This is a genomic window from Chryseobacterium electrogenes (assembly GCF_053553015.1).
Genome location: NZ_JBNPPB010000002.1, coordinates 1,664,937 through 1,691,262 on the forward strand (window position 1 = coordinate 1,664,937; position 26,326 = coordinate 1,691,262).

The following is a 26,326-nucleotide window of genomic DNA, read 5'->3' on the forward strand; positions in this document are numbered from 1 at the left end:
TCGTATATAAATAATTAATTATGACTATTGGATTAGAAGCAGCCAGCTATTACATCCCTTCACTTTACTTAAAGATCAACGAGTTAGCAGAAAAAAGAAACATCGATCCCGCAAAATTAGAAAAAGGACTAGGTCTAAAAAAAATGGCCTTACCTGATACTCATGAGGATGCAGCTACTTTTGCAGCAGAAGCACTACTTAAGTTAATCAGTGACTATAATATTAACCCTAAAGATATTTCTAGATTATATCTAGGTACAGAAAGTGCTTTAGACGCAGCAAAACCTACAGCAACTTATGCATTACAAATGGTAGAAAAAGTGTTAGAGCCTAAGTTAGGAGCACGCACTTTTAAACATTGTGACGCTGTAGATCTCACCTTTGCTTGTATTGGCGCTGTAGATGCTTTGCAAAATTGCCTGGATTATATCCGTTGCAACCCAGACAAAAAGGCAGTTGTAATTGCTTCTGATTATGCAAAATACGAACTTAATTCTTCTGGAGAATACACACAAGGTGGTGGCGCTGTAGCTTTATTAATATCTGCCAATCCAGAACTTTTGGAAATAGAAAGTACATTTGGAGTTGCCACAGAAAGCGTTTTTGATTTTTTTAAACCAAGACGAAGCATCTTGAAGTCTGATCTAAAAAATGCAACAGAAGAGATGCCAGATCGTATAGAGATCTTTACGGACGAACCTATCTTTGATGGTCAATATTCTAACCAATGTTATCAAGATCGCATTCGCGAAGCTTATCAGCATTACACAGAATTATCCGGAATAGAAAAACCTTATGAAAACTGGCGCCATATTATTTTCCATTTACCTTATGCCTTCCACGGGAAAAGAGTTTTCACGGAGATCTACAGCATAGAAAACCAATTGCCCTACTCTAACGCAGAAGAGCAAAAAGCGGTAGCAAAATCTGAACAATATATTGATTTTATTAATCAAAAAATTGAAACGTCTCAGCGCGCATCGTCAGAAATTGGCAATATGTACACTGCTTCCATCTTTATGGCTTTGCTTTCTGCATTACAAGTTAGTTATGATAACAATGAGGATCTTGCTGAGAAAAAAATTGGTTTCGTAGCTTACGGCAGCGGATCGAAATCCAAAGTTTTCGCAGGAAAAATTGGATCAAATTGGAAATCAGTTGTAGAAAAATGGCAACTTTTTGAGAATTTAGACAATCGTACCGCTATAGATTTTGACACTTATGAGAAGCTACATAAAAAACAGTTAAAATCGTCAGTTAATCCTCACTATAAAGGATTTGGCTTAACATCTATAGAACAAGATAATCCTCTCTCATTAGGTGCTAGATATTACACTTATCAGCATTAAAATTAATAAAAACAAAAAAGGCAATGATATCAATTGCCTTTTTTTGTTTTAGTCACAATTACAATCTTTTCTGCGATGCCTTTTGAGATCGTCATCCCAAAAAGGATATAACTTTAATCCAATAAAAATATTGGCTGCATGCAGTTTTTTATGATTAAAAATTAATGGGAAAACATTCTCGCTTCCTATGATAAATGGGCCTAATCTAGCATAAGCACCAAATTGTAGATTTTGATATTCATATAAAGAAGAAGAGAATCCATAGGCAATGGCTTTATTCTGGACAGAATAAGAAACGGACATCGCATTCATCTTCTTTAGGCTATTATCAAAAACTGGCGCTCGCTGACTCCAATTAAAATTAAGATAATGATAATCCTTAAGATTCTTACTTAAGCCCAAATTAATACTTGTAGGCAAGCCGATTCTAAAACCCGGAGACTCAAGAGATGCATGAGCATTGCCATAGACTTCTTGACTCAAAGTTTGTAAAAACTCTTCTACCGAATTGAATTTTATATTATCAAAAGCAGGATTATGATCTAGCTCGATTTTCTTATTACCTACAAACTGATGATTAACGCCTTGATTAAAATTAACATAGCCAATATCTAAAATATTAATACTTGCTTTAAAATCATAACCCTCAGTGTTCGGGAATTTATTAATAAATGATAATCCAATATCCAAACCAAGACCTTTACCTTGTTGCTTGAGCTCATATTTTTTTTGATCAAAGTTATAATTAGTCACATAGCTTGCTGCAATATTATAATGTTGTGCAGAGACGATGCTTTTCCCATTACTATCTTGCCTTGCACTAAGTTGTAGATCATCTATATTGCTAAGATTATAGGCATCAAAACCTACTTCATATTTTAGGTTAAAACCTAGTAACCAATCGTAATCTGATTGTTGGAAAATTTTGGTCGAGAAATTAAGTCCTAATTCTCCCCAGTTCATAAAATTGGTATTAAATGGTTTTAGAAAATAATTATCCGGCTTATTAATATTTTCATTTTGAAATCTTAAATAGTTATCAAAATCCTTAACAGATGCTTGTGTCCTAAGCCTGGAAAACAAACCAATACTAAACTCTTGATCGCCAAGATGAGTTTTTAAAGAAAAAGAAGGCCCCATTATATCCGAACTAAAATGCAGATTAGCTAAATCTTTATTATAGAAATCCAAAACACCAGCTTTGGTATCACCTCTAATCCCTTTTCTGGGCGATGCAGATTCTATCTTGGTGCTTGTAAGTCCAAATAAGCTTAATTGAGAAACGTAAGTGTAATCATTTAACAATGAAATATCCTCAGAAAATAACTGTACATCCCATGGATTGGGATTAATAAAAGTCTGTGTAGGTGATGTTGTAGCAGAGCTAATCCCGCTATATATATCGTTAGAAAACAGTGGATTCTGTTGTGCATAAGCACTACCAAAACACATCACAAATAGCAAGATTGCTATTTTCTCCTTCAAGACCTTCTTCATAACAATATGGTTTACATTTTCTTTATAACGAATGTATAACAATTTTGAATACATTAATATATTTTATTAAAAAAAATAAATATCCAATCCATAATAATTATTAGAAGTATTAATCATTAATAATTAACATTAATGTAACGGATTATTCAATGATAAACCTGATTGTAGCGGATACCCTGCAACATGCGTTGGGAAAAGCTAAGGCGTGAAGCGTATGAGCGAAAAGCAGGAAAAAGCTCCTAAAAAATTATGCATAAAAAAAACGGCTTCTATAAAAATAGAAGCCGTTCTTTATGATCTTGTGAGAATAGATTAGTATCCGAAAATTTCTTCTAGAGTTACCTCTTTGAAATCTCCCATTTTATTAATTGCACCCATGTCTAGATTTTCTTTTTTACCGATAATTGCGGTGTTATACTTCAATGGTTTTATTTCTGAATTATAGAAATTAGTCAATTGAGGTAATGTTAAAGATTGAATCTCTGCATAAGTATCTTTTCTGATATCATAATTGATACCCAACTTAGCTAAAGCTAATTGGTTGAAATAGATATTAGTTCTGTTAATTCTGTTAGAGGCAATCTGCTTAAGTGCAGAGCTCTTAGAATTATCGAATTGAGTCTGGATTTGTGGGAAATCTGCCATCAACTCATTCATCGCGTTAACTGCCAACGGCAACTTATTAGCCTGAGTCCCGATGTAAGTTGTTACATAGTTAGGATGCTTAAGAATGCTGTTAGGTGAGTAATTAACATAAGCTGAATATGCTAACGACTTACTTTCTCTAATTTCTTGGAAAACGATAGACGATAGTCCTGAACCAAAATATCCGTTAAATACATTGATCTTCCCGAAATTCTTAGTGTTAACTTCGCTACCTTTTGCTACTCTAGACATCTCAGTCTGCACCATGTCGTAATTGGTAAAATACACATTTCCGCTTGTTGCTGGTTCTGGATAGTCTTTTGCTTTTGCGGCAACCAGACTAGCATTTTGGATATAAGGTTTTACGTTATTGGTAAGAGTTTTTTGATCTTTTCCGTATAAGAAAACTTCGTAAGGATATTTGTTAATATCTTTAATTTTCTTCATTAGATCGTTAGCTTTGATGCTTTCTAAAGTTTCTTTTGAAAGAATATCTGTAAAGCGGCTTTCCTTACCGAACTTAGCATAATTACTAAGCGCTCCCATAATTCTTGCTTTATCTTTCTTAGCAACTTCTCTACCTTCTAGGATTGTTTTTACTGTCTTATTGTAAATCGCTTGATCTGCTTTTACGTCAGTAATCCAATGGTTAAGAAGCTCTACACCTTTTTTCATGTTACTTTCTAGACCAGTTAACGAGATAAAAATCTGATCATTCCCTGTTCTGAAGCTGTTAGAAATTCCTAATTTGTAGAACTCGCTTTTCAATTGTTCTGGCGTATACTTAGAAGTTCCTAAATATTGCAATACAGATACTGCTAACGACATTTCTTTGTCATTATCAGATCCCATCGGGAATACATAAGTTACCTGAGCAACTTCATTGTATTTGTTAGGAACGAAGCTAATTTTTTTATCTTTAATCTTATCAGTTTTGATAGCCGTTTGATAATCGATAAATTGAGGCTGGCTGTCTGCTACCTTAGAGTTAAGAATATCTTTAAGGAATGGAGACTGCGCATCACGATTTAATTTAATTGGCGTAATACCTGGATTTTCTACTCTAACCAACTTGTCATTAACTCCTTTCTCCTTGTAGATAACAACATAATTATCTTTAAAGAAATCATTAGCGAATTTTACAACATCAGCTTTTGTAATCTTCTCATATTCGTTAATATCATTAAGTTCATTTTCCCAAGGGATATTTTTGATATAACTACTGTAAAGAGTTGTTGCTAGACCGTCTGCAGTTTCCCAACCTTTAAGACGCTGTACCTTCATGTCATTGATGATCGCAGACAACATCCAATCCGGGAATTCTCCTTTTTTAATTAAGTCTATTTGGCTCAACAATAATTTTTTCGCTTCGTCCATAGATTGTCCATCTTTTGGTACGATAGACATATTAACAGTACCATAATACTTGAAAGGCGACGCATAAGCACCAGCTCCCAAAGCTTTTTGTTGCTGGTTAATATTAAGATCTATTAATCCCGCATCTCCATTATTGCTTAATATCGTAGCGACCATATCGGCTAATCTAGCTTCTTTGGATCCGTAGCTATCCGTTCTCCAAGCCATTGTTAATCTTGGTGCAGAAGGGCTTTTTACAGTTCTAGATACAACAGCCGTCATTGGCTCCTCAGAAACCATTTGTTTTGCTGGTAATTCTTTATACTTGAAAGTTCCAAAGTATTGATCTACCAACTTAATCGTTTTATCATAATCTAAGTCTCCAACTAAAACTACCGCCATATTGTTAGGCACATAATAAGTATCAAAATACTTATGAATAGCTACCATAGATGGATTTTTAAGATGCTCAGAAGTCCCGATAGTCGTTTGCTGTCCATTAGGATGTTTTGGGAACAAAGCGTCCATTAGAGCATAGTTAACCAATCTTCCATCATTATCCTGCGCACGGTTATATTCTTCATAAACCGCCTCTAACTCAGTATGGAAAAGACGAAGTACTAACTCAGAAAAACGCTCTTTCTCTACTTTCAACCATTTTTCTAACTCGTTAGCTGGGATATTGTTTTTATAAACTGTCTCATCTAACCAAGTGTGAGCATTAGTTCCTGTAGCGCCTAATGACGAAATTGCTTTGTCATATTCGTTAGCAATAGCATATTTAGAAGCTTCTTGAGAAACCTCATCTATCTTTTTATAAAGAGCCTTTTTCTTTTCCGGATCTTTTTCGGCTTTATGTTGCTCGTATAGATCAGAAATCTGCTGGATCATCACTTTTTCTTTAGCCCAATCCTGAGTTCCTAACTTAGACGTTCCTTTAAAAACCATATGCTCAAGATAATGAGCAAGTCCCGTATTATCTGCAGGATCTTGGTTAGAACCTGTTCTTACAGGGATATAAGTCTGGATACGTGGCGCATCTTCATTTTTCGCCAGATATACCTTCAAACCATTTTTTAGTGTATAAATTCTAACACCATTATTATCATTCTTAACGGTTTCGTATTGGTAACCGCTAGGATCTGTAAGGTGCTGCAATTCAAATTTTTGTGCATTAACAGCTGTCATCATTAATAAAATTGAAACGGATGTAATTAATTTCTTCATATTATTATTTAAACTCTTGTAAATATAAGTATTTTTTTGGCGTGTCCGTCGTTTTCCTTGGCATAGCCACTTCTACTACTGTCGCTACGTCCGCTGCTATCTTTTTTGTTTCACCTAGGCTTAACCAGCATCTAATCAACAAAAAAGGATATCCGCTACCATCGCTCACGCACCAAGATTGTGGATATCGACGCTCGCTTCGCTCGCGCCATCTAGCAATAAGACGATTACAAAGCACGATTTGTTACATTGAAACAAAAATAAAATCGTATCCTCTAGTAACCTTAACGTTATGACAATTCTGCCAAAAACACCATCACATCTACATTATCTGCATAAGTATCTAGCGCAGGTTTTTGTGCCTCGCCAAGATTAACAGAGTCTAATCCCAATTCTGGTTTAGCAACAACAGCTTGGATGTCATTTTCGTTATCGGAAATAAAAGCTTTAACCTCGTCCAAACTATCATAACGTGTGAAATTAATTACCGATAATGGACTAAACAACTTCTCATCTTCCTTCATCATTACAAAATTATTATCCCAAAATTCGTCTTGATTTAATAGATATACAGCTCTGTTATATTCGTAATTATTAACATATTTATTATGATTAATAACCTCTTGATAATTCAAGAAATTCTCAAATAACCTATCTAACTTAAAATCTTTGGGAATCAAAAGTCTTGTGACATTTCTACATCCTAACCCGTAATAAATAAAAATATCGTCTGCTAATTTTTGTAATTCGGCATCTGTCTCATCACCTTTTATAACAGCAATAGATGTTCTGTTTTTACGAATAATATTTTGATGACCTTTAAAATAAAACTCTAGATACCGCGCCGTATTATTACTACCAGTTGCTATAACTGCATCAAAATTATCCAATCGTTCTACCAATTCATAAGAAATACGACCTTCGGTATTTTCACTCCAGATATTCAATAGAAAAGGAATAATCAGACGATCTTTAGAAGACAATTTGATAATTGGAATATTTCCTGACAAGATAACACTCATCACATCATGCCAACCCACCATTGGGATATTACCTGCCAAGATTAATCCAATTCTTTTTTCTTGTGATAAAAAATGATAGTTAGACAACCAATTTTCTATATTTTCTATCGTCAGCAGACCAGCCCAACTTTGCAAAGCAAAAGACATATTAGCTTTATCAAACCACGGATTCTCATGCTCTGATCTCCTTATTAATGCAGCAAATTGCTCTTCCTGTTCGTTATAGTTTTCTGGTGTAGATTTTATATAATTTCGCAAAAATTCTCCGACTTTAGCAAGCCCTAATATTTTGGTATTGTTCGCCATTACTTCCCTTTTTTTTGTAATTTTGCACAAAATTAAAAATAATATAGCAATGGCTATCAAAATAACAGACGAATGTATTAATTGTGGAGCGTGCGAACCAGAATGTCCCAACACCGCAATTTATGAAGGAGCAGTAGACTGGAAAGCTTCTGAAGGCACAAGCCTAAAAGGTATGATTGTTTTACCATCTGGACTATCAACAGATGCAGATGCACCACAAGAACCAGTAAGCGACGATGTTTATTTTATCGTTGCTGACAAATGTACAGAATGCAAGGGCTTCCACGAAGAACCTCAATGTGCGGCAGTATGCCCAGTAGATTGTTGTGTTCCTGATGATGACCATGTAGAATCAGAAGAAACACTTTTAGAGAAAAAAGCATTTCTTCACGCTGAATAAAATTATAATTAAGACCAAATCTAATTAAAATATAAAAAATGAAAAAGCACAATTTCAGCGCAGGACCAAGTATCTTACCTCAAGAAGTTTTTAAGAAGGCGTCAGAAGCCATCTTAGACTTTAATGGGATGGGACTTTCTTTATTAGAAATATCTCATCGCAGTAAAGAATTTGTGGAGGTAATGGACGAAGCTAGAGCAATTGTCAAAAGATTAATGAACCTTGGAGATGATTACGAAGTACTTTATTTACAAGGTGGTGCAAGTCTTCAATTTTTGATGACCGCCCTTAACTTACTATCCGAAAACGGAAAAGCAGCTTATACAGACACTGGTACTTGGGCAGCTGGCGCAATAAAGGAAGCTAAAAAAATAGGAAATATAGATATTGTTGGCAGTTCTAAAGAAACTAACTACAACTATATCCCTAAGGATTACAGCGTTGGATCAGAGTATGATTACTTCCATTGTACATCTAATAATACCATCTACGGAACACAGATGAAGGATTTCCCAGAAGTAGATACTTTAATGGTCTGCGATATGTCTTCGGATATTTTCAGTAGACAATTAGATTTTTCTAAATTTGATCTCATCTATGCCGGTGCACAAAAAAATATGGGACCTGCAGGTACCGTTTTGGTTGTTGTAAAAAAAGAAATCCTTAATAAGACAGGTCGTAACTTACCAACTTATATGGATCTATCTTTGCATATTGATAAAGAATCTATGCTTAATACACCTCCTGTTTTTGCTGTTTATGTATCTTATTTGACATTAAAACATCTTGAAGAGAATGGAGGCATTGCTGCTGCTGAAGCTAAAAACGAAGCAAAAGCTAAATTAATTTATGACGAAATCGACAGAAATCCTCTCTTTGATGGTTATGCAGCAAAAGAAGATCGTTCTTTAATGAATGTTTCTTTTAAATTAATTGACGAAAGCAAGAAAGAAGCTTTTGACACCGCATGGAAATCTGCTGGCATAAGTGGGCTTAATGGTCACAGAAGCCTTGGTGGTTATAGAGCGAGTATTTATAACGCAATGCCTATTGAAAGTGTTAAAGTCTTAGTAGACGTTATGAAAAATTTATAACACATACTCTTATACAAAGTAAATAATGCTACTTAATTTAATTTAGGTAGCATTATTTTTAGAATAAATTCTTAACGATTTGATTTTGAATATTTTTGAAACTTTCGTATTTTTGTGAAATTTAAAATTAAACGATTATTTAAGTCCAAACAATATAGCATAATAATAATCAAACAATGAAAGTTTTAGCAAACGACGGAATTTCCGTACAAGGTGCCAATGCACTTAGACAAGCAGGCATAGAAGTCCTAGAACATAGAGTTGCTGCACAGCATCTTGCTAACTTTATTAATGAGAATCTAGTAGATGTTCTTTTAGTAAGAAGCGCAACGCAAGTAAGAAGCGAATTGATTGATGAATGTCCAAGCCTAAAAATCATTGGACGTGGCGGTATTGGGATGGATAATATCGATGTAGAATACGCCATAGAAAAAGGATTATACGTCATTAACACACCAACAGCATCATGTAAATCTGTTGCTGAATTAGTTTTTGCACATTTCTTTTCCTTAGCAAGATTCTTACATGACGCCAACAGAATGATGCCTTTAGAAGGCGAAACGCAATTTGAAATCTTAAAAAAATCATATTCTAAAGCCGTAGAATTATCCGGAAAAACTATAGGTATTATTGGATTAGGAAAAATAGGAATCGAGATTGCAAAAATGGGAATTTCTCTTGGTATGAAAGTCTTAGCATACAATAGAACTCCCAAAATAGAAACTGTAGAACTTCAGTTTTTTGATGGTCAAACTTTGAATTTTGACTTAAAAACAGTAACTTTAGATGAAGTTTTAAAAAAATCTGATTTCATCAGTATTAATACCAACAAATTATCTTCGTATATTATTGACGCTCCAGAATTCGAAATGATGAAAGATGGCGTATTTATAGCCAATGCAGCGAGAGGTGGCGTGATAAACGAAGTGACATTAATTGATTATATAGAAAACGGAAAGGTTGCTGGCGCAGCATTAGATGTTTTCGAAAACGAACCAAATCCAGAGTTGCCACTCTTGATGAATCCCTCCTTGTCGCTTTCGCCACATATCGGAGGAAACACTATAGACGCACAAGAACGTATCGGATTAGAACTGGCTAATCAAATCATCAACATCAAAAAAGAGATTGAGTAATGCCTACATTTAAATCTTTCAAAGGTGTAAGACCTCATCCTGATTATATTGAGATTTTCCCTACGCCTTCACTGGATAATTTTAATCAGGAAGAAATTAACCAAAAATCTACAGAAGATAACTCTTACATCCAAATGATAAAGCCCGCTGTTGTGAGCAAATCTAAGGACATAGACAGAAACTTAAGAAAAGTAAGAACTAATTTTGAAGAAATGTTGGACGAAAAAAAGCTCCTTCAAGACAGCTCTTCTTATTATCTTTATGAGCAGATTATGCCTGACAAATCTAGTTTCAGAGGTCTATTAGGTCTAGTAAGTGTTGAGGATTTTTTTAACGGAAAAATTAAAAAACACGAGTCTACAATCACAGAGCGCAAAATGAAAATGGCGCATTATCTAGAGAAAGTAAACCTACAGGCAGAACCAGTTTTGCTAACTTACAACGCCAACTCTAAAGTAGAATTATTAATGAATCACGAACAAAAAAACGTTCCTATCATTAACTACACAGACGACCAAGGCGTAAGACATAAAATGTGGCGTATAGACAACCGTCTAAAGCTTCAACAATTAAAAGAAGTATTAGATCCTATCGATTCTTTTTATATCGCAGATGGACACCACCGTATTGGCTCCGTAGGTGAGCATTACAAAAAGCTGAAAGAAAAAAATAAGCGACACTCTGGTATAGAACACTACAACTACGTATACAGTTTTATTGTATCCAATCAGTCTATAAAAATCCATGATTATAATAGACTCCTAAAAGACCTTAATGGGTTGTCATCAGAAGAACTTTTAACAAAATTAGAAGACTATTTTCAGATTCATGACAAAGGAAATGAGCCTTATTTTCCTTCTCAGAAATTTCACATCAGCATGTATCTTGATGGTAAATTCTACAGTCTGCATGTTAAATACGATATCAGATCAGAAGCAAAAGACCAAAATGACATGGATCACTATCTTCTAGAAAAATATATTTTTGATAATATATTAAAACTTGACACAGAAGAAATTCGTGCAGAAAAAACAGATTTCATCAAAGGGAATTCTAAAATAGAAAGCATCTTAAAAATCAAAGAAAAGGTAGATTCTGGGAAATATAAAGTTGGTTTTGGTATTTACCCAGTAAGCTTTAGTGATTTGATAAAAATATCTGATAGAAAGATAAAAATGCCTCCTAAATGCACTTATATAGAACCTAAATTGGTGACTGCATTGATGATGTATGACATGAAGTAAATGAGCATAGAGCTATTTACAGTTCAGATTAAAGCATAAAAAAAAGAGTAGAAAATTTCTACTCTTTTTTTTTATTTATTAGAGATTGGATTATTTACCAACGCTTACTAATTCTACATCAAATATCAACCAAGCATTTGCAGGTATTACACCGCCAGCACCTCTCTCTCCATAACCTAAAGTTGGTGGAATTAACAAGGTCGCTGTTTCGCCTTCTTTCATTAACATGATACCTTCGTCCCAACCTTTGATCACCTGACCAACGCCGATAGGGATCTCAATAGGCTCACCTCTCTTGAAAGAATTATCGAATTCTTCTCCATCAATCAACTTACCTGCATAATGTACTGCTACATTAGCACCAGCAACAGGCGCAGCACCTTCTGTCTTTTTCGTAATTTTATAGAATAATCCAGATGGTGTAGAAGTCATCGTTGCTTTCATATCATTAACCAATTTGTCTTGATTATCTTGAAATTCTTTCAACTTTTTAATACGATCAGCTTCAGCTTTTTCTAAATAAACTTTGTTATTATCCTGGATTTTAGATTTCCCTTCGTTGAAAACTTTTGCAGCATCATATTTTTTATAAGCATCACCTTTAGTAAAGACGCTTACTTTTTGCAATACAATATCTTCTTTAGGTTTATCTTGAGCTCCTTTTTCTACATTAGCAATAGTATCTACTACCTCTAATCCTTTTACTACTTTCCCAAAAACAGTGTGTCTACCATCTAACCAAGGTGTCGCAACTTCTGTGATAAAAAACTGAGAACCATTAGTATTAGGCCCAGAGTTAGCCATAGATAAAATACCTTTACCAGTATGTTTTAATCCGTTCTTTTCGTCATCAAATTTGTAACCTGGATCTCCCATACCTGTACCTTGAGGATCTCCACCCTGAATCATAAAATCCTTTATAACTCTGTGAAAAATAGTCCCATCGTAATAAGGTACTTTCGCTGCTTTTGATTTGTTTTCGATTTTCCCTTCTGCAAGCCCTACAAAATTAGCCACAGTCACAGGTGCATCTTTGTCATCAAATTTAACAATCATATCCCCTTTAGACGTGTGCAAATTAGCATACAAACCGTCTGATAAACTCTTATAAGTTTCTTTGTCTATTTCCAATGTTTTACAATTTATTAATGTTAATAATATAGGTATTAATGCTAGTTTTCTCATGTATATTTTTGATTAAAATGTTCTTAGTTTAATTATCAACGGCATATCGTTGGATATCTTATGGTTATCGCCATAAGTCCCAAATGCAAGGATAGATGGTAAAAGCAATGTAACCGATTGGTTTTTATCTAAATACCTCAAGGCATCTTCTATAGGTCTCAATTCATCAAATCTCCCTAGCACTGCATCTTTATTAACCTTAGGCTTATCGTACAATTTCACCATATCAAAATCATAGATATCATACTCATAAGAGACCTTGTCACCATCTACTTTCTTGTGATTTTTATCTAAATTTTCTTTATCTACCCAATAATTCATGCCCATTGGATAATAATTTTGAGATTGGGCTTTTATCCAATCTTCGATCTGATGTCGCTCTTGGATATTAAGATTCTTGCTTCTATTTTTAGAAATTTCTACTTCGTCTGAAGACATAATAACACTCCCCGACTCGTACACAGGAGATTTCTTAGCACAAGATACTGCAATAAGCGCAATGATAACAAGATATTTTTTCATAAATCTTTTGCGAAAATAAGAAATTTAAAGCAAAACTTAGGCATCTATCTACCAACAAAAAAACCGAGCATAACCCGGTTTTAGTATTCTATAATAACTATAGCTTAGCTAAGTACTTTTTCTGGCACAAGAACTCTCCACCCAAAAGGATCTTCTACTTTATTAGTTTGGATATCTACTAAAGCTTTTTTCAATGTTCCTGCAAAACTTTCTTCTTCAGTTAATTTTGGCAATTCTAATCTTTCACCATCGTGACCAATAGCCTCAAATCTTGTTGTTACAACAGCAGTACCAACACCCCAAATTTCTTTAAGAGAGCCATCCTTTATCGCTGCAATAACATCTGTTACTTTAATATCACCTACAACTACTTCTAATCCTCTATGCTTTGCAAGACTGATAAAGCTATCTCTAGTCACACCATCCAAAATCTTTTCAGACGTTTTTGGCGTGTAGATTACATCATTAATTCTTACAAAAACATTCATTGTACCACTTTCCTCAAAATATTCGTGCGTAGCATCATCTGTCCAGATTACCTGATCATAACCTTCATCTATAGCCAACTGTGTTGGGTAAAAAGATGCTGCATAATTACCCGCAGCTTTCGCAAATCCTACTCCACCATTAGCCGATCTAGAATAATAGTCAGATATTTTCACAGATACAGGCGCAGAATAATAACTCTTTGCAGGTGTTGCAACGATTGCAAACATATATTTGTTAGAAACTCTAGCTTTTAAAGCCTCTTCTGTTGCAAAAACTAATGGTCTTAAGTACAAAGATGTACCTTCACCATCAGGAATCCAATCTCTATCTAGATTAACCAAAGCATTAAGCCCATCTATAAAGGCTTCTCTAGGTACTTCTGGAATTGCTAGACGCTTAGCAGATTTATTGATACGCTCAAAGTTCTTCTCAGGACGGAACAAGAAAACATCACCTTCTTTATCTTTATAAGCCTTCATACCTTCAAAACATGCTTGCCCATAATTAACACCCATCATTGCAGGAGTAAAAGGAAGCGGTCCGTAAGGAACCAATCTAACATCGCCCCATTTTCCATTTTCATATTCGCAAATAATCATATGATCTATAAAAGTATCACCGAATGAAAAATTATTAGGATCAAAAGTTGATAGTCGAGAATTTTCTGTCTTTTGAATTATCATTTTTTAAAATTTTTATGATGTCTTACAAATATATAATAATTTTTTTATAATCAAAATTTTAACTTTATATTTGAAAAAAAGAAAATGAAAAGAGAAATAATAGAGACCGAAGACGGCAGTAAAACACTATACATCAATACATTAGATGAAACCTACCACTCTATACACGGTGCACTACAAGAGGCTCAACACGTCTTTATTGATAATGGAATAATATTATCAAATAAGTGTGAAATTAATATTTTAGAACTCGGTTTCGGAACAGGTCTTAACGTTTTGGTAACAATCAATGAGATTTTGAAAAATGACAAAAATCATATTATTAATTACTTTAGCATAGAAAAATACCCAATAACCGAAACAGAAATTAATCATTTAGACTACTATAAAGCTTTTGATAATCCTGAAATAAAAGATTTTTATTTCAAAATTCATAAAAGTAACTGGGATTCTTTAGAAGAAATAATGCCTAATTTTTATCTAAAAAAAATAAAAGCTGATTTTTTTGACATCAAATCTATGGATCTTCCAAAGATTGATTTGGTATATTTTGACTGTTTTGGCGCAAAAGTACAGCCGGATCTTTGGGAAAAACCATTGATTGAAATTGTTGCCAATACTATGGATTCTGGTAGTCTATTCACAACTTACTCTGCTAAAGGAAGTGTCAAAAGAGCATTAATAGATCTTAATTTTGATGTTAAAAAAGTGCCTGGTCCTCCAGGAAAAAGAGAAATGATTACCGCTTGGAAAAAATAACGAAAAGCCCTAAAAATCAATAAAAAAGCTTACTTTTATAACAAATTAAAATCCAAAATGATTGATAAAATTAATATTAGAGTGTACGGAGTTTGTATTAAAGATAAAAAAATCCTTGCACTACATGAAGAATATGCCGGAGAACTTCTTACCAAATTACCTGGCGGAGGATTAGAATACGGAGAAAGCACCATAGATTGCTTAAAGAGAGAATTTATGGAAGAGCTAAATCTTAAAATCAGTATTAAAGAACATTTTTACACCCAAGAAGAGTTTTTAGTATCTCGTTTCAAGGATAACGAACAACTTTTAACCATCTATTATCTTTGCGAGATAGAAAATGAAGAAGATCTCTTAATTATAGATCCTTGTATAGAAAGCGCAGACTGGCTAGCCTTAGATAACGACAATCCATTCCAATTACCTATCGACAAAATAGTTTTTGAAAAAGTGAGAAAACAGTTATAATAACTACTTGCTAACTTTATAATTTTCTGCTCCTGGATAAGGTTGCAGATAACCATAACTCCAATTAGTTTGCAGAATAGACTCTACAAACAAGTCATCTCTATACTTATGAGGATCATATGGTGTCTTAAGAGCAACATCAGCCATATTTCCTTTAACATTCCACCAGAATGCAACCCAACCACCACGTAATTCTTTAATAATCTGAAAAACGGTTTTACCAGTTGCACGGTTCATAAGCTTTGCAAAAACTTGTCCCTCAGACGTAGTTAGATCTCTCAACTGAGTTTCATATTCTGACGCCAAAGACTCTTGTTTTTTCTTAATGTACTTTCTTTTTTCGTTAGAATCTAATGCGTTAAGGTCTTTTTCGATATCTCTATACTGCTGAAGCGCATGTAAAAAAAGAGGATAAACACGATTAAGTTTTTTATTTAGAAAAAAATAGTAATTCTTATCCAGTTGATTATTAAAGTGAGGCCCAGCCTTAAGAACCAACTCATCCATAACAATCACCTGCTCTCCATTTATATCATATATCTTAGCTTTTTGACGCGCATCATAGTAATAAAAATTACCCTGATCATCTTTTTGCAATCGATCACGAGGAATTTCGCTTAATGCTTTAGGAACCAATGTATCTTGAGAACTTTGAGCAACAACATTAACACCAACAAAGAAACTAAGAATTAAAACTAACTTATAAAATTTCATTACTTTTACGTCATAAATCTAATTCGTTTTACTATCAAAAATCATTCCTAAGCAATATGAAATTCGAAAAGAAGTCCTTAAAGTTTTTAGAAGAATATTTAAACACATCATCACCAACAGGTTACGAACACAAAGGTCAAAAAGTCTGGATGGACTATATCAAACCATTTGTAGACAAAATTGAAGTCGATCATTATGGCACATGCTATGGCATTATTAACCCAGAAGCTGACTTCAAAGTCGTTATAGAAGCCCATGCAGACGAGATATCTTGGTACGTTAATTATATCACAGACGACGGACTAATCTATGTGATTAGAAACGGAGGGTCTGACCAAACGATTGCTCCATCCAAAGTTGTACACATCCACGGCGAAAAGGGCACTGTCAAAGGTGTTTTCGGCTGGCCAGCAATCCACACAAGAAGTACCAATCAAAACGAACCAACGCCAAAAATCGATAATATTTTTATAGACTGCGGTGCAACAAGCAAAAAAGAAGTAGAAGAATTAGGCATCTTCGTAGGTTGTATGATTACTTATCCAGATGAGTTTTTCGAGATGAACAATAGATATTTTGTTTGTCGTGCTTTGGATAACAGAATCGGCGGTTTTATGATTGCAGAAGTGGCAAAATTACTTAAAGAGAATAAAAAGAAACTTCCTTTTGGCTTATATATTACCAATTCTGTACAAGAAGAGGTTGGTCTTTACGGTGCAGATATGATTGCTGACACGATAAAGCCAAACATCGCCATTGTCACAGATGTTACTCATGATACAACAACGCCAATGATCGAAAAGAAAAAAGAAGGCGATCAAAAATGTGGTGATGGTCCTGTGGTATTTTTTGCACCAAGTGTACATCATACCATAAGAGAACTGATTATCGATACAGCTAAAGAGAAAGAAATCCCTTATCAACGTGCAGCCGCAAGTCGTGCTACAGGAACTGACACCGACGCTTTTGCCCACTCTAACGGCGGCGTACCAAGTGCTCTAATTTCTTTGCCATTGCGATATATGCATACTACGGTAGAAATGGTTTCTAAAGAAGATGTTTCTAATGTCATTCAGTTGATTTATGAAACTCTTCTAAAAATTAAACCAGACATGAAATTGAAATACCACTAAATGAAGACTTTGATATCAGATAATAGATTTTAGAAAAAAAAATGAAATCTAATGTTTGGCATCTATAACAAATCTAATCTAAAAAGTAAAAAGTAAAAATGAAAACTAAATTAATTGCACCTTCACTACTCGCAGCAGATTTTGGAAACCTGCAAAGAGATATAGAAATGCTCAACAATTCTCAAGCTGATTGGCTTCACGTAGATGTTATGGATGGCAGATTTGTCCCTAATATTTCCTTTGGCTTTCCGGTGATGAAAACTGTACAACAACATTCTAAAAAATTTGTTGATGTACATCTTATGATTGTAGAACCAGAGAAGTATGTCGAAGAATTTATAGATTACGGAGCAGATCTAATTTCCGTTCACTACGAAGCTTGCACACACTTACACAGAACAATTAACCTCATCCAAAGTAAAGGCGCAAAAGCTGGTATCGTTCTTAATCCTGCAACACCTGTATTGATGCTAGAAGATATTATTGCTGATGTGGATTTAGTTCTATTAATGAGTGTTAATCCAGGATTTGGAGGTCAAAAATTCATTAATAATACCTACAAAAAAATTGCAGAAACAAAGGATTTAATCTTAAGTAATAACTCTACTGCATTAATCCAAGTAGACGGCGGGGTTAATATAGATAACGCTGCAAAACTATTTGATGCTGGTGCTGATGTTTTAGTTGCAGGAAACGCTGTTTTCTCATCAGAAAACCCTGAAAGAATCATAGAATTAATGAAAGTATAATTCTGGAAAAATACATCTAATAAAGCAAAAAGATCGAAGAAATATTTCTTCGATCTTTTTTATTTTTACAATCTAAAGAAGTAAGATTAGAAAATCTCTCTTCCTGAGAAATGGAATTGCGCTTCAATTAACGCATTTTCATCAGAGTCAGAACCGTGTACCGCATTTTCTCCAACGCTTCTTGCGAACATTTTTCTAATTGTTCCTTCTGCAGCATCAGCTGGATTAGTCGCACCAATAAGAGTTCTGAAATCTTCTACAGCATTATCTTTCTCAAGAACTGCAGCTACGATTGGTCCAGAAGACATAAAATCTACTAATTCTCCGTAGAAAGGTCTTTCTGCGTGTACTTCGTAGAATTTTTTCGCATCAGCAAGTGTAAGCTGAGTTAATTTTAAAGCTTTAACTTTAAAACCTGCTTCTGAAATTTTTCCTAAAATTGCACCAATGTGTCCATCCGCTACAGCGTCTGGTTTAATCATGGTAAAAGTGATTTTTCCTGACATTTAATTTAATAATTTATAAGACTACAAAGTTAACACTTTTTTTTATTATATTTGTATCGAAAATTCTCATTGTAGAACTCGATAATTTTTTGGCATACCATTTGCTTAACTGTTATCGATTCTCATGTTTAATTTGAGTTTTCATGGTTATTAGTTTTTACCCCAACTTCGGTTGGGGTTTTTTTATGTAAAACTAAACCGGAATTTTACCATATTCATTTTCTTGAGCTTCTCCATCTTCTAGCAAAAGAACAATATTATAAAGAGGTACTAAGAGGAATATAAAATTTTTCCCTAGATCATGCATTCTTCTAAGCATAAGGCTTACAAAAGATAATGCAGTATAGATCGCTATCGCATAATAAGCTATTGCTATAAAAGAGCTAAGAAAAGCTGGGATAAAACTGGGATTAAGATTAAAGATCGTAAGTGAGACTTTAACTACGATAAAAGGAACCCCAAAATACATTGTCACAATAATAAATGATATAAGCTCATCAACACTCGCTCTCCCCGTGAAGTTAAAAACATTCTTGAGTGAGTGCATAAAATATTGCATTTTCGTCATAACGCTGATTATTAAATTTATTTAATATTTTCTTCTGACTCTTCCATCAGTTTGATATAATTGAAATATCGAGATTCCTGAATTTCTTCTGCTTCTACAGCATCCAGAACGGCGCATTTTGGCTCGTTGACATGAAGGCAATTATGAAATTTACATTGAGATTTTTTGGCGAAAATTTCCGGGAAATAATGTTGTATTTCTTCCTTTTCAACATCAATCATCGCAAATTCTCTCACGCCAGGCGTATCAATAACGGCGCCTCCAAAATGCCAAAAATGCATCTGTGCAAAGGTTGTCGTATGTTTCCCTTTAAGTTGACTTGTAGAAATCTCAGAGGTTTTAAGATTAAGATCTGGTTGCAACGCATTAACCAAAGTCGATTTTCCACTGCCAGAATGTCCAAAAAACACAGAGGTTCTATCTTTAATTTGAGATATTAAAACATCAAAATTGAGTTGAGAATAAGATGAAATCTCTAATGTTTTGTAACCAATATTTTGATAAATACTTTCGATGTACGCACTTATCTCTCTTTCTTCATCAGACAAAACGTCCATTTTATTGAACAATATTAAAACTTCTATATTATAAGCTTCGCAACAGGCTAAAAATCGATCCAAAAACCCTAAAGATGTTTCGGGATGTTTTAAGGTAAAAATAAAGCAAGCCAAATCGATATTAGATGCAATAATGTGAGCTTCTTTAGAAAGATTAACCGATTTTCTGATAAGATAATTTCTTCTTGGATTAATCTTAGTAATCCAGGCAACATCATCCTGCTCTAGGCTGAACTCCACCTCATCGCCTACTGCCAAAGGATTGGTAAGTCGCGTTTTTATCAATTTGAATTTCCCACGGATACGTGCTTCGAAGATGGTTTTAGAATCGTCCTCCAAAACTTGGTACCAACTTCCTGTAGATTTTATAACAATCCCTTTCATTGGTTAAAATAAAAAAACTTCACTATTGTTCATTCGTACAAAGTTACCATTTTAAAATTGGTTCTACAATGTCGGACAAACAAAAGCGAAGTTTGTAATAAAGACTAAAAACAGGATTTACTTTAGCATAATTCCGTTTTGAACCTCAATAGATTCTTCGTGAATTGCTTTAAAAACTTTTTCTATAAACTCCTGCCCCATTCCTGATTCGTTGGCTTTTTGCGCTGCATATTCAGCAATGATTTTCCATCGTTCTGGTTGGAAGATTGCAATGTTATTTTCTTTTTTCAAAGTTCCTATTTTTTCAGAAATTTTCATTCTTTGAGATAACAATTCAATTAATTGAAAATCCAGATCACTAATCAAAGTACGGTGTTTCCCCATTTCGTCTTCGTAGCCAGAAATCCCCGTATTTCTAATCTGAATATTATTAATCATCTCTGCCAAAACTTCTGGTGTAATCTGTTGAGAAGCATCACTCCAAGCTTCGTCTGGATTACAGTGACTTTCTATAATAGCACCTTGGTAACCAACATTGAAAGCTTCTTGCGTTACGCCTGCCAAGCCCGTTCTGTTACCACAAATGTGTGATGGATCGATAAATAATGGGATATTAGGAAATTGATTTTTAAAATCTAAAGCAATCTGCCAATTTGGGATATTTCTGTATTTTGTTTTTTGGTAAGTAGAAAACCCTCTATGGATCGCACCAACATTCTCAACACCTTGTCCTAGTAATCTTTCTAGAGCGCCAATCCAAAGTGCTAAATCTGGATTAACAGGATTCTTCACCAAAATTGGTTTTTTAGTTCCTCTTAAAGCCTGCGCAATTTCTTGTACAGTAAACGGGTTAACGGTAGATCTTGCACCAATCCAAAGGATATCAACATCCGCTTCTAACGCTGCGAAAACGTGGTGTGCATTAGCAACTTCTGTCGCCGTTTTGAAACCAAATTCTTCTTTAACTTTTTTCAACCAGTTAAGACCAATTACGCCAACGCCTTCAAAACCATTAGGTTTGGTTCTTGGTTTCCAAATCCCAGCACGGAATGCAGAAATTGGAGCGTTACTTTCTTTAAGTCTTTTTGCAGTTTCTAACATTTGGCTTTCGCTTTCTGCGCTACAAGGTCCTGCAATAATCATTGGATTTGCAAAATCTTTTATCCAATCATTTGTTAATTCGTTTAAGTTCATTTTATCTAATTATTTATTTATATTAATACAATGGCAGAATCGTTATAAAATTTAATTTATAATTCTTTACCAAAAAATGCCGTTTAAAAATTTTAAATGAGACGCGAATGTTCGTAGTAATTCGCATTGTTTTTTTGAGAAAGAAATTTATTTAGCTAAACCAATAATATCGGTAATAGCTTGTAAAATTTCTATAATAAGTACCAAAAAAGCTAAACAATCCACCAAAATTAATGGCAGATTTAGAAGTTAAAAAATATGGAAATTGATTGGGTTCCATTTTATAAGTCCTTATTAGAAGGCTTTTATTGCTTTTTTAGTTAATTATTTTCTACAAGTCCTGTAGAAATATTGGACAAATATATAAATTAATGACAAACTCAAGCTTATTTTTTTTATTTTTTTTCGGGTTGAAAAAAAATTCTACAAACTTTAAGAAATTTATTTAATTGAAATTAAACTAAACATTAAGACAAATCGAATTTCATCAAATCATCTAAATCCTTTAAAATAGGATTAATCTCAGCAAATTTTTCGAATAATTTTTTCTTGGTAAGAATTTCGGCTTTCAAGGTTTCATCCTTTAAAAACTCGAATGAAATCTTAAAATTATTGACTTTGTGCTTAAAATGGTTGAGGAAATCACCACTTACTTTATCAAATTCTACCTTAGCAGTTGTAGAAGAAAAGTTAATATGAATAAGGCTTTCTTGCGCTTTTTTTAATTTGAAATTACTAATCGCATTATAAGCTACAGAATTACTCTTAGCTAAAGAATTAAGGAAAATCAACCATTCTTTATCCAGATCGCTTTGTGTAAAATGACTTTCTGGAAGCGCCTCTTCGTTAGGCAAAACAAAAGAATCCTTCTCTTCTTCTTTTTTATTGATAAAAGCCTTGATGCTAAACTCAGACGGTTTTTGTCCTCTAGATAACGGTTGTGAAGCTTTCTGGATGACGGCTTTTGGTTCTTCAAAAACAGATTTTGGTTTTTCTACCTTAGCCTCAGCAGCCTGCGTTGGTTTCGTTGCCGGTTTTCCTTCAGATTTCAGGTTCGCTTTAAGAAGCGGTGCTAGAATTAAGAATTTTTTTTTTTCGCATCCAAGCCTGCTGTAAGACTTGACAATTGCATCAAAGCAATTTCTACGGTTAATCTAGGATTCTTAGAATTTTTATAATTGATATCCGCAAAATTACAAATCTCAATTCCGTCTATTAATTGTTGAGCAGACCATTTGGCACTTTGCTCGCCAAATTTTTGTTTGGTTTTCTCTCCAACTTCTATCAATGATAATGTTTTCGGGTTTTGTGCCATCATAAGATCTCGGAAATGATTACCTAATCCAGCAATAAAAATATGCGGATCAAAACCTTTTTTAACGATATCATCAAAAGCTGTTAAAACACTCGGGATGTCATTATCTTTAGCTAAATCTACAATTTTAAGATATTGATCGTAATCCAAAATATTAAGAACTTCGGCTGCTTTTTCTAAAGTGATATTCTTCTGCGAAAAAGTTGACAATCTATCAAAAATAGACAACGCATCACGCAATGCACCATCTGCTTTCTGAGCAATAAGATACAAAGCATCGTCCTCGTACTTGATATTTTCTTTTTCCGCAATTTTTTTAAGATGCTCTTGGATGTCTTCTATCGTGATTCTCTTGAAATCATAAATCTGACATCGCGACAATATTGTCGGAATAATCTTATGCTTTTCGGTGGTTGCTAATATGAAAATAGCGTGCGCTGGTGGTTCTTCTAAAGTCTTAAGAAATGCATTGAAAGCTGCTTGAGATAACATATGAACCTCATCTATAATATAAACTTTATACTTCCCTACTTGCGGTGCATACCTTACCTGATCGGTTAATTCTCGGATGTCATCCACAGAGTTATTAGATGCTGCATCTAACTCATAAATGTTAAAAGCAAAACCATCTTCGTCTGAAGCTCCAGATTTTTCGTTGATTTTTCTTGCCAAAATCCTAGCACAAGTTGTTTTGCCAACACCTCTAGGACCACAAAATAGTAAAGCTTGCGCCAATTGATTCTCCTCAATAGCGTGCTCTAGCGTATCTGTAATGTGAGATTGCCCAACAACAGTGTCAAATTCTTGTGGACGATATTTTCTAGCAGATACAACGAAATTTTCCATGAGTCAAAAATAATGAATTAAAATGAATTTTGAAAAAACTAAAACCATTAATATTCCAAAAAAAATCCCAACCTTAATGAATAAGGTTGGGATTAGAGTTTTTCAGGATCAAATTATGTGTATAATCTTAACCTCCGAATTGATCTGCGTAATCTTTTTGAGAAGCAATAATTACTTCTTTAGCATGTTGTACTCCGTAAATCTCATCAATTCTACAAGTTTGCTCTTCGAAAGGAAGATTTTTGTAGGTCAAGAAATAATGTTGCAATCTAGCAACTTCAGCTTTAGGAAGTTCAGAAATATCTCTGATATGTCCATAAACTTGGTCATCTACCATTACAGATACAATCTTATCATCTGCTTCTCCTTTATCAATCATTTTGAAACCACCGATAGGAATAGCATTCATTAATAGACCTCCAGAGTGGATACTGTGAGAGCTAAGAACTAAGATATCCAAAGGATCATTATCTCCTTCTGTTACATCTACAGATCCGCTTTCTATGGCTAATCTTTTCACCTCATCATGACAATATGTTCTTGGGATAAAACCATAAAGTGCAGGTATAATATTAGAGAATTTTTGTGGACGATCTACTTTTAGAAAACCGCTTTCTTTATCTACTTCATATTTTATAGTGTCTGATGGAACAATTTCCACAAAGACAGTTACCACATTAGGCGCATCTGGTCCTGCAGGAATACCATGCCAAGGATGCGATTTAAAATTTGGAATCATTGTTTTGATATAATTTTTTATTTAAATTAATTGATTGACATCATTTCTTAATTCTGAAATACTGTCGGATATATAATCTTCGTTGTTAAGATAATTCATTAACAACACCGTTTTAAAGTCCTCTAGAGAAGCCTCATTACTCAATTTCTCATAAGTTGTTCTTATAAGTTGAATAATATTATTTTTACTTGATAAGATATTTCGCCATGAATTTTCATCAATATAAAGCTGTTGCGAAGCATTATATTCATACTCCTCGTTGATGCTTTTCTCTATCAAATACAAAAACTCATGAGGTTGTAAGGTTTTATCAAACTTCATAACCAGGTTAGATGGTTTTAGTCTTTCTAAAAACAGAGTCATCCTTTCATAAGCCTGCAACTTGATTTCATTATTAGATTTAGCAGACAGCAGATGTAGTTCTTTTTTCTTAAGACTCAAGAAACCATATACAAACTGCTTAGCAAATACCAAAAAAGGTACAGCAATAATTATTGCAACAGCATAAGGTAGATAATCCGAATCAAGCATTTTTTAATAATTGAGGATGCAAAACTACTAATAAATATACATCTATTCTATAGGATTGGCAATAAAAGTTTGTAAGATTACAAAAGTTTAAATTATAAAACCCAAAAAAAACAATAATATTATGGCAAGAAAAACTTTTTCAAAGCTTGTAATACAGCTTGTTTTCTTGTGTTGTCTATGCAGTGATAAGGTTTTAATTCTGGACGAAATCCTCTGAAAAACTCTTCTACATTAGACAGTTCGCTACCTTCAAAATCAAATATTCTCATCGCCACATTATCCCGAATAGCATCGTCAATCAACACACAAGCACCGCTCAACTTCACAAATTCTTTTTTATTAAAAGTACCTAGAAGAATAGCATTAAGATCATCTTCGTACAAAGCAATCATATTAACCCATTGATTTTGATATTTAAAACCATACACTTTTAAATAATTATCATCAAAAAAAGCTTTGAAAATCTTAATAAATCCATCTAAATCTTTTCCTTCTACGCCAGCATAATTGTCTCGCATAAAAACATCTATCTGGCCAAAATCTGTTACTAGTTTTCTTTCAGAGCCTTGTAAAACGTCGGGATCTAATCTTAATTTCCTTTTACGCTTAGGCGAATATTTTTGTCTAATGAGTTCATAATCTCCTTGATGGATCAGAAAATTCTTACGCGATTTCAGTGCTTGAGAAAAGCGATTAACATCATTGAAAGCGTAATACCAAATGGCGTATTCTTTTTGTAAAAAACTTAAAAAAAGATCATTAATCTCCGTCTTATCTTCCTTAGAATACACACCCAACTGCTGCGTAAGCTTTGGCATAATAACAAACTTCACGCCTAATTTTATAACAAAAGGTACAGGCATCACAGCCTCATAATCGTTATATACCAAGACATCCCAATTATTACCACACACTACATCCAAATAATGTGGATAAGCATAGCTTTTTTTCTGATCAGAGGTATCTAAGCAACGTATATATTGATCTAAATCTAAATCTTGATACTTAATTTTCTTTATCATATCTAAAGCAAATTTTCATCTGCAAAACTAAAGTAAGACTCTTGAGAAATAATAAGATGATCCAACAACGGGATTTTTAATAACTCTCCAGCAGCTTTTATATCTTTAGTTAATTTAATATCTTCTTGACTTGGTTTCAGGTTTCCAGATGGATGATTATGTGCGACAATGATAGAGGTTGCATATTGATCCAAAGCCTGCTTAAACAAGACTCTAATATCCACTACAGCCTGTGCAATACCCCCTCTAGAAATCCCCATTTTATGAATGACTTTATTGCTTTGATTAAGGAAAATTACCCAAAACTCTTCGGTTCTTAATTCTGATAAGTGAAAGTGTAAAACCTTGTATGCATCATGACTAGAAGCAATCTGAATTTTCTCTGGTACTTCTTGTGCTGACTTTCTTTTTCCTATTTCTAAAGCTGTTGCGATAGAAATGGCTTTAGCTTCTCCAATTCCTTTAAATTTCATTAAATCTTGTACAGAAATCAAACTCAGCTGATGCCAATTGTTATTAACAGATTCTAAAATCCTTCTTGCTAACTCCACAGCAGACTCACTCCTATTGCCACTTCCCATAATTATAGCAAGCAACTCCGAGTCTGACAAAGCATTTTTACCTTTTAATAAAAACTTTTCTCGGGGGCGATCATCTTCAGCAAGGAATTTTATACTCATCTCATC

26 protein-coding genes are annotated in these 26,326 nt (G+C 33.9%); 9 read left to right on the forward strand and 17 right to left on the reverse strand.

The genetic code is table 11. The annotated features are described in order from the left end of the window. Nucleotides 1-20: 20 nt before the first annotated feature. Nucleotides 21-1,349, forward strand: coding sequence for a hydroxymethylglutaryl-CoA synthase family protein (locus ACQQ6V_RS07645; RefSeq protein ID WP_448844947.1), 1,329 nt, complete (start codon nt 21-23; stop codon nt 1,347-1,349). Between the two features lie 48 nt (nt 1,350-1,397). Here ACQQ6V_RS07645 and ACQQ6V_RS07650 read toward each other — a convergent pair whose 3' ends face one another. The 3 genes from ACQQ6V_RS07650 to ACQQ6V_RS07660 form a co-directional block, all read right to left on the reverse strand. After that, on the reverse strand, nt 1,398-2,846 hold the full coding sequence (locus ACQQ6V_RS07650) for a hypothetical protein (protein ID WP_448844948.1): 1,449 nt from the start codon (nt 2,844-2,846) through the stop codon (nt 1,398-1,400). A 312-nt stretch (nt 2,847-3,158) separates the two neighbouring features. After that, nucleotides 3,159-6,074, reverse strand: coding sequence for a M16 family metallopeptidase (locus ACQQ6V_RS07655; RefSeq protein WP_448844949.1), 2,916 nt, complete (start codon nt 6,072-6,074; stop codon nt 3,159-3,161). 290 nt (nt 6,075-6,364) lie between these two features. Continuing rightward, nucleotides 6,365-7,402: an acyl-CoA reductase gene (locus ACQQ6V_RS07660; protein ID WP_448844950.1), complete on the reverse strand. Its 1,038-nt coding sequence runs from the start codon at nt 7,400-7,402 to the stop codon at nt 6,365-6,367. Between the two features lie 49 nt (nt 7,403-7,451). Here ACQQ6V_RS07660 and ACQQ6V_RS07665 point away from each other — a divergent pair, with 49 nt between their 5' ends. The 4 genes from ACQQ6V_RS07665 (at nt 7,452) to ACQQ6V_RS07680 (ending at nt 11,276) form a co-directional block, all read left to right on the forward strand. Continuing rightward, complete coding sequence (locus ACQQ6V_RS07665) at nt 7,452-7,802, forward strand: 4Fe-4S dicluster domain-containing protein (protein WP_448844951.1); 351 nt, start codon at nt 7,452-7,454, stop codon at nt 7,800-7,802. Between the two features lie 38 nt (nt 7,803-7,840). Further along, a complete protein-coding gene (gene serC / locus ACQQ6V_RS07670; RefSeq protein ID WP_448844952.1) occupies nt 7,841-8,896 on the forward strand; it encodes a 3-phosphoserine/phosphohydroxythreonine transaminase in 1,056 nt (351 codons plus the stop codon). 176 nt (nt 8,897-9,072) lie between these two features. After that, on the forward strand, nt 9,073-10,032 hold the full coding sequence (locus ACQQ6V_RS07675; RefSeq protein ID WP_448844953.1) for an NAD(P)-dependent oxidoreductase: 960 nt from the start codon (nt 9,073-9,075) through the stop codon (nt 10,030-10,032). Next, nucleotides 10,032-11,276, forward strand: a complete 1,245-nt coding sequence (locus ACQQ6V_RS07680; RefSeq protein ID WP_448844954.1) for a DUF1015 domain-containing protein — start codon at nt 10,032-10,034, stop codon at nt 11,274-11,276. The genes ACQQ6V_RS07675 and ACQQ6V_RS07680 overlap by 1 nt, the downstream gene beginning before the upstream one ends. Nucleotides 11,277-11,366: 90 nt before the next feature. Here the strand turns inward: ACQQ6V_RS07680 and ACQQ6V_RS07685 are convergent, their stop codons facing one another. The 3 genes from ACQQ6V_RS07685 to ACQQ6V_RS07695 form a co-directional block, all read right to left on the reverse strand. After that, complete coding sequence (locus ACQQ6V_RS07685; RefSeq protein WP_448844955.1) at nt 11,367-12,461, reverse strand: peptidylprolyl isomerase; 1,095 nt, start codon at nt 12,459-12,461, stop codon at nt 11,367-11,369. A 12-nt stretch (nt 12,462-12,473) separates the two neighbouring features. Further along, entirely contained in the window at nt 12,474-12,983 is a 510-nt protein-coding gene (locus tag ACQQ6V_RS07690; RefSeq protein WP_448844956.1) for an FKBP-type peptidyl-prolyl cis-trans isomerase, read from the reverse strand. Between the two features lie 104 nt (nt 12,984-13,087). Next, nucleotides 13,088-14,155, reverse strand: coding sequence for a branched-chain amino acid aminotransferase (locus ACQQ6V_RS07695; protein WP_448844957.1), 1,068 nt, complete (start codon nt 14,153-14,155; stop codon nt 13,088-13,090). Nucleotides 14,156-14,239: 84 nt separating this feature from the next. Between ACQQ6V_RS07695 and mnmC2 the strand changes: the two genes are divergently transcribed. After that, entirely contained in the window at nt 14,240-14,914 is a 675-nt protein-coding gene (gene mnmC2 / locus ACQQ6V_RS07700) for a tRNA (5-methylaminomethyl-2-thiouridine)(34)-methyltransferase MnmC2 (RefSeq protein WP_448844958.1), read from the forward strand. A 57-nt stretch (nt 14,915-14,971) separates the two neighbouring features. Next, a complete protein-coding gene (locus tag ACQQ6V_RS07705; RefSeq protein ID WP_448844959.1) occupies nt 14,972-15,382 on the forward strand; it encodes an NUDIX domain-containing protein in 411 nt (136 codons plus the stop codon). A 3-nt stretch (nt 15,383-15,385) separates the two neighbouring features. Here the strand turns inward: ACQQ6V_RS07705 and ACQQ6V_RS07710 are convergent, their stop codons facing one another. After that, nucleotides 15,386-16,096 carry a DUF4294 domain-containing protein gene (locus ACQQ6V_RS07710; protein ID WP_448844960.1) on the reverse strand — a complete coding sequence of 237 codons (711 nt, stop codon included), beginning with the start codon at nt 16,094-16,096 and terminating at the stop codon, nt 15,386-15,388. Nucleotides 16,097-16,152: 56 nt separating this feature from the next. Here ACQQ6V_RS07710 and chrP point away from each other — a divergent pair, with 56 nt between their 5' ends. Beyond that, complete coding sequence (gene chrP, locus ACQQ6V_RS07715) at nt 16,153-17,229, forward strand: chryseobasin maturation metalloprotease ChrP (RefSeq protein ID WP_448844961.1); 1,077 nt, start codon at nt 16,153-16,155, stop codon at nt 17,227-17,229. Between the two features lie 98 nt (nt 17,230-17,327). After that, on the forward strand, nt 17,328-17,978 hold the full coding sequence (gene rpe / locus ACQQ6V_RS07720; protein WP_448844962.1) for a ribulose-phosphate 3-epimerase: 651 nt from the start codon (nt 17,328-17,330) through the stop codon (nt 17,976-17,978). A gap of 86 nt (nt 17,979-18,064) precedes the next feature. On the opposite strand, the gene ACQQ6V_RS07725 is transcribed toward rpe, so the two are convergent. From ACQQ6V_RS07725 to radC, 10 genes are all read right to left on the reverse strand, one after another. Further along, nucleotides 18,065-18,484 (reverse strand): nucleoside-diphosphate kinase, encoded by a 420-nt coding sequence (locus ACQQ6V_RS07725; protein ID WP_448844963.1) that lies wholly within the window; start codon nt 18,482-18,484, stop codon nt 18,065-18,067. A 193-nt stretch (nt 18,485-18,677) separates the two neighbouring features. Further along, entirely contained in the window at nt 18,678-19,031 is a 354-nt protein-coding gene (locus tag ACQQ6V_RS07730) for a DUF805 domain-containing protein (RefSeq protein WP_448844964.1), read from the reverse strand. Nucleotides 19,032-19,069: 38 nt separating this feature from the next. Next, nucleotides 19,070-19,993 carry a ribosome small subunit-dependent GTPase A gene (gene rsgA, locus ACQQ6V_RS07735; RefSeq protein WP_448844965.1) on the reverse strand — a complete coding sequence of 308 codons (924 nt, stop codon included), beginning with the start codon at nt 19,991-19,993 and terminating at the stop codon, nt 19,070-19,072. 117 nt (nt 19,994-20,110) lie between these two features. After that, the gene (locus tag ACQQ6V_RS07740; RefSeq protein ID WP_448844966.1) at nt 20,111-21,187 is read right to left on the reverse strand and encodes a chorismate mutase; all 1,077 of its coding nucleotides are present in this window, start codon (nt 21,185-21,187) and stop codon (nt 20,111-20,113) included. Between the two features lie 467 nt (nt 21,188-21,654). Beyond that, entirely contained in the window at nt 21,655-22,041 is a 387-nt protein-coding gene (locus ACQQ6V_RS07745; protein WP_448844967.1) for a DUF8439 domain-containing protein, read from the reverse strand. A gap of 224 nt (nt 22,042-22,265) precedes the next feature. Beyond that, nucleotides 22,266-23,348 carry a DNA polymerase III subunit gamma/tau gene (dnaX, locus tag ACQQ6V_RS07750; RefSeq protein WP_448844968.1) on the reverse strand — a complete coding sequence of 361 codons (1,083 nt, stop codon included), beginning with the start codon at nt 23,346-23,348 and terminating at the stop codon, nt 22,266-22,268. Nucleotides 23,349-23,475: 127 nt separating this feature from the next. Further along, nucleotides 23,476-24,087, reverse strand: a complete 612-nt coding sequence (locus ACQQ6V_RS07755; RefSeq protein WP_448844969.1) for an inorganic pyrophosphatase — start codon at nt 24,085-24,087, stop codon at nt 23,476-23,478. 21 nt (nt 24,088-24,108) lie between these two features. Beyond that, nucleotides 24,109-24,618 carry a DUF7935 family protein gene (locus ACQQ6V_RS07760; RefSeq protein ID WP_448844970.1) on the reverse strand — a complete coding sequence of 170 codons (510 nt, stop codon included), beginning with the start codon at nt 24,616-24,618 and terminating at the stop codon, nt 24,109-24,111. Between the two features lie 119 nt (nt 24,619-24,737). After that, entirely contained in the window at nt 24,738-25,640 is a 903-nt protein-coding gene (locus ACQQ6V_RS07765; RefSeq protein ID WP_448844971.1) for a hypothetical protein, read from the reverse strand. Nucleotides 25,641-25,642: 2 nt separating this feature from the next. Further along, a complete protein-coding gene (radC, locus tag ACQQ6V_RS07770; protein ID WP_448844972.1) occupies nt 25,643-26,320 on the reverse strand; it encodes a RadC family protein in 678 nt (225 codons plus the stop codon). Nucleotides 26,321-26,326: the final 6 nt, after the last annotated feature.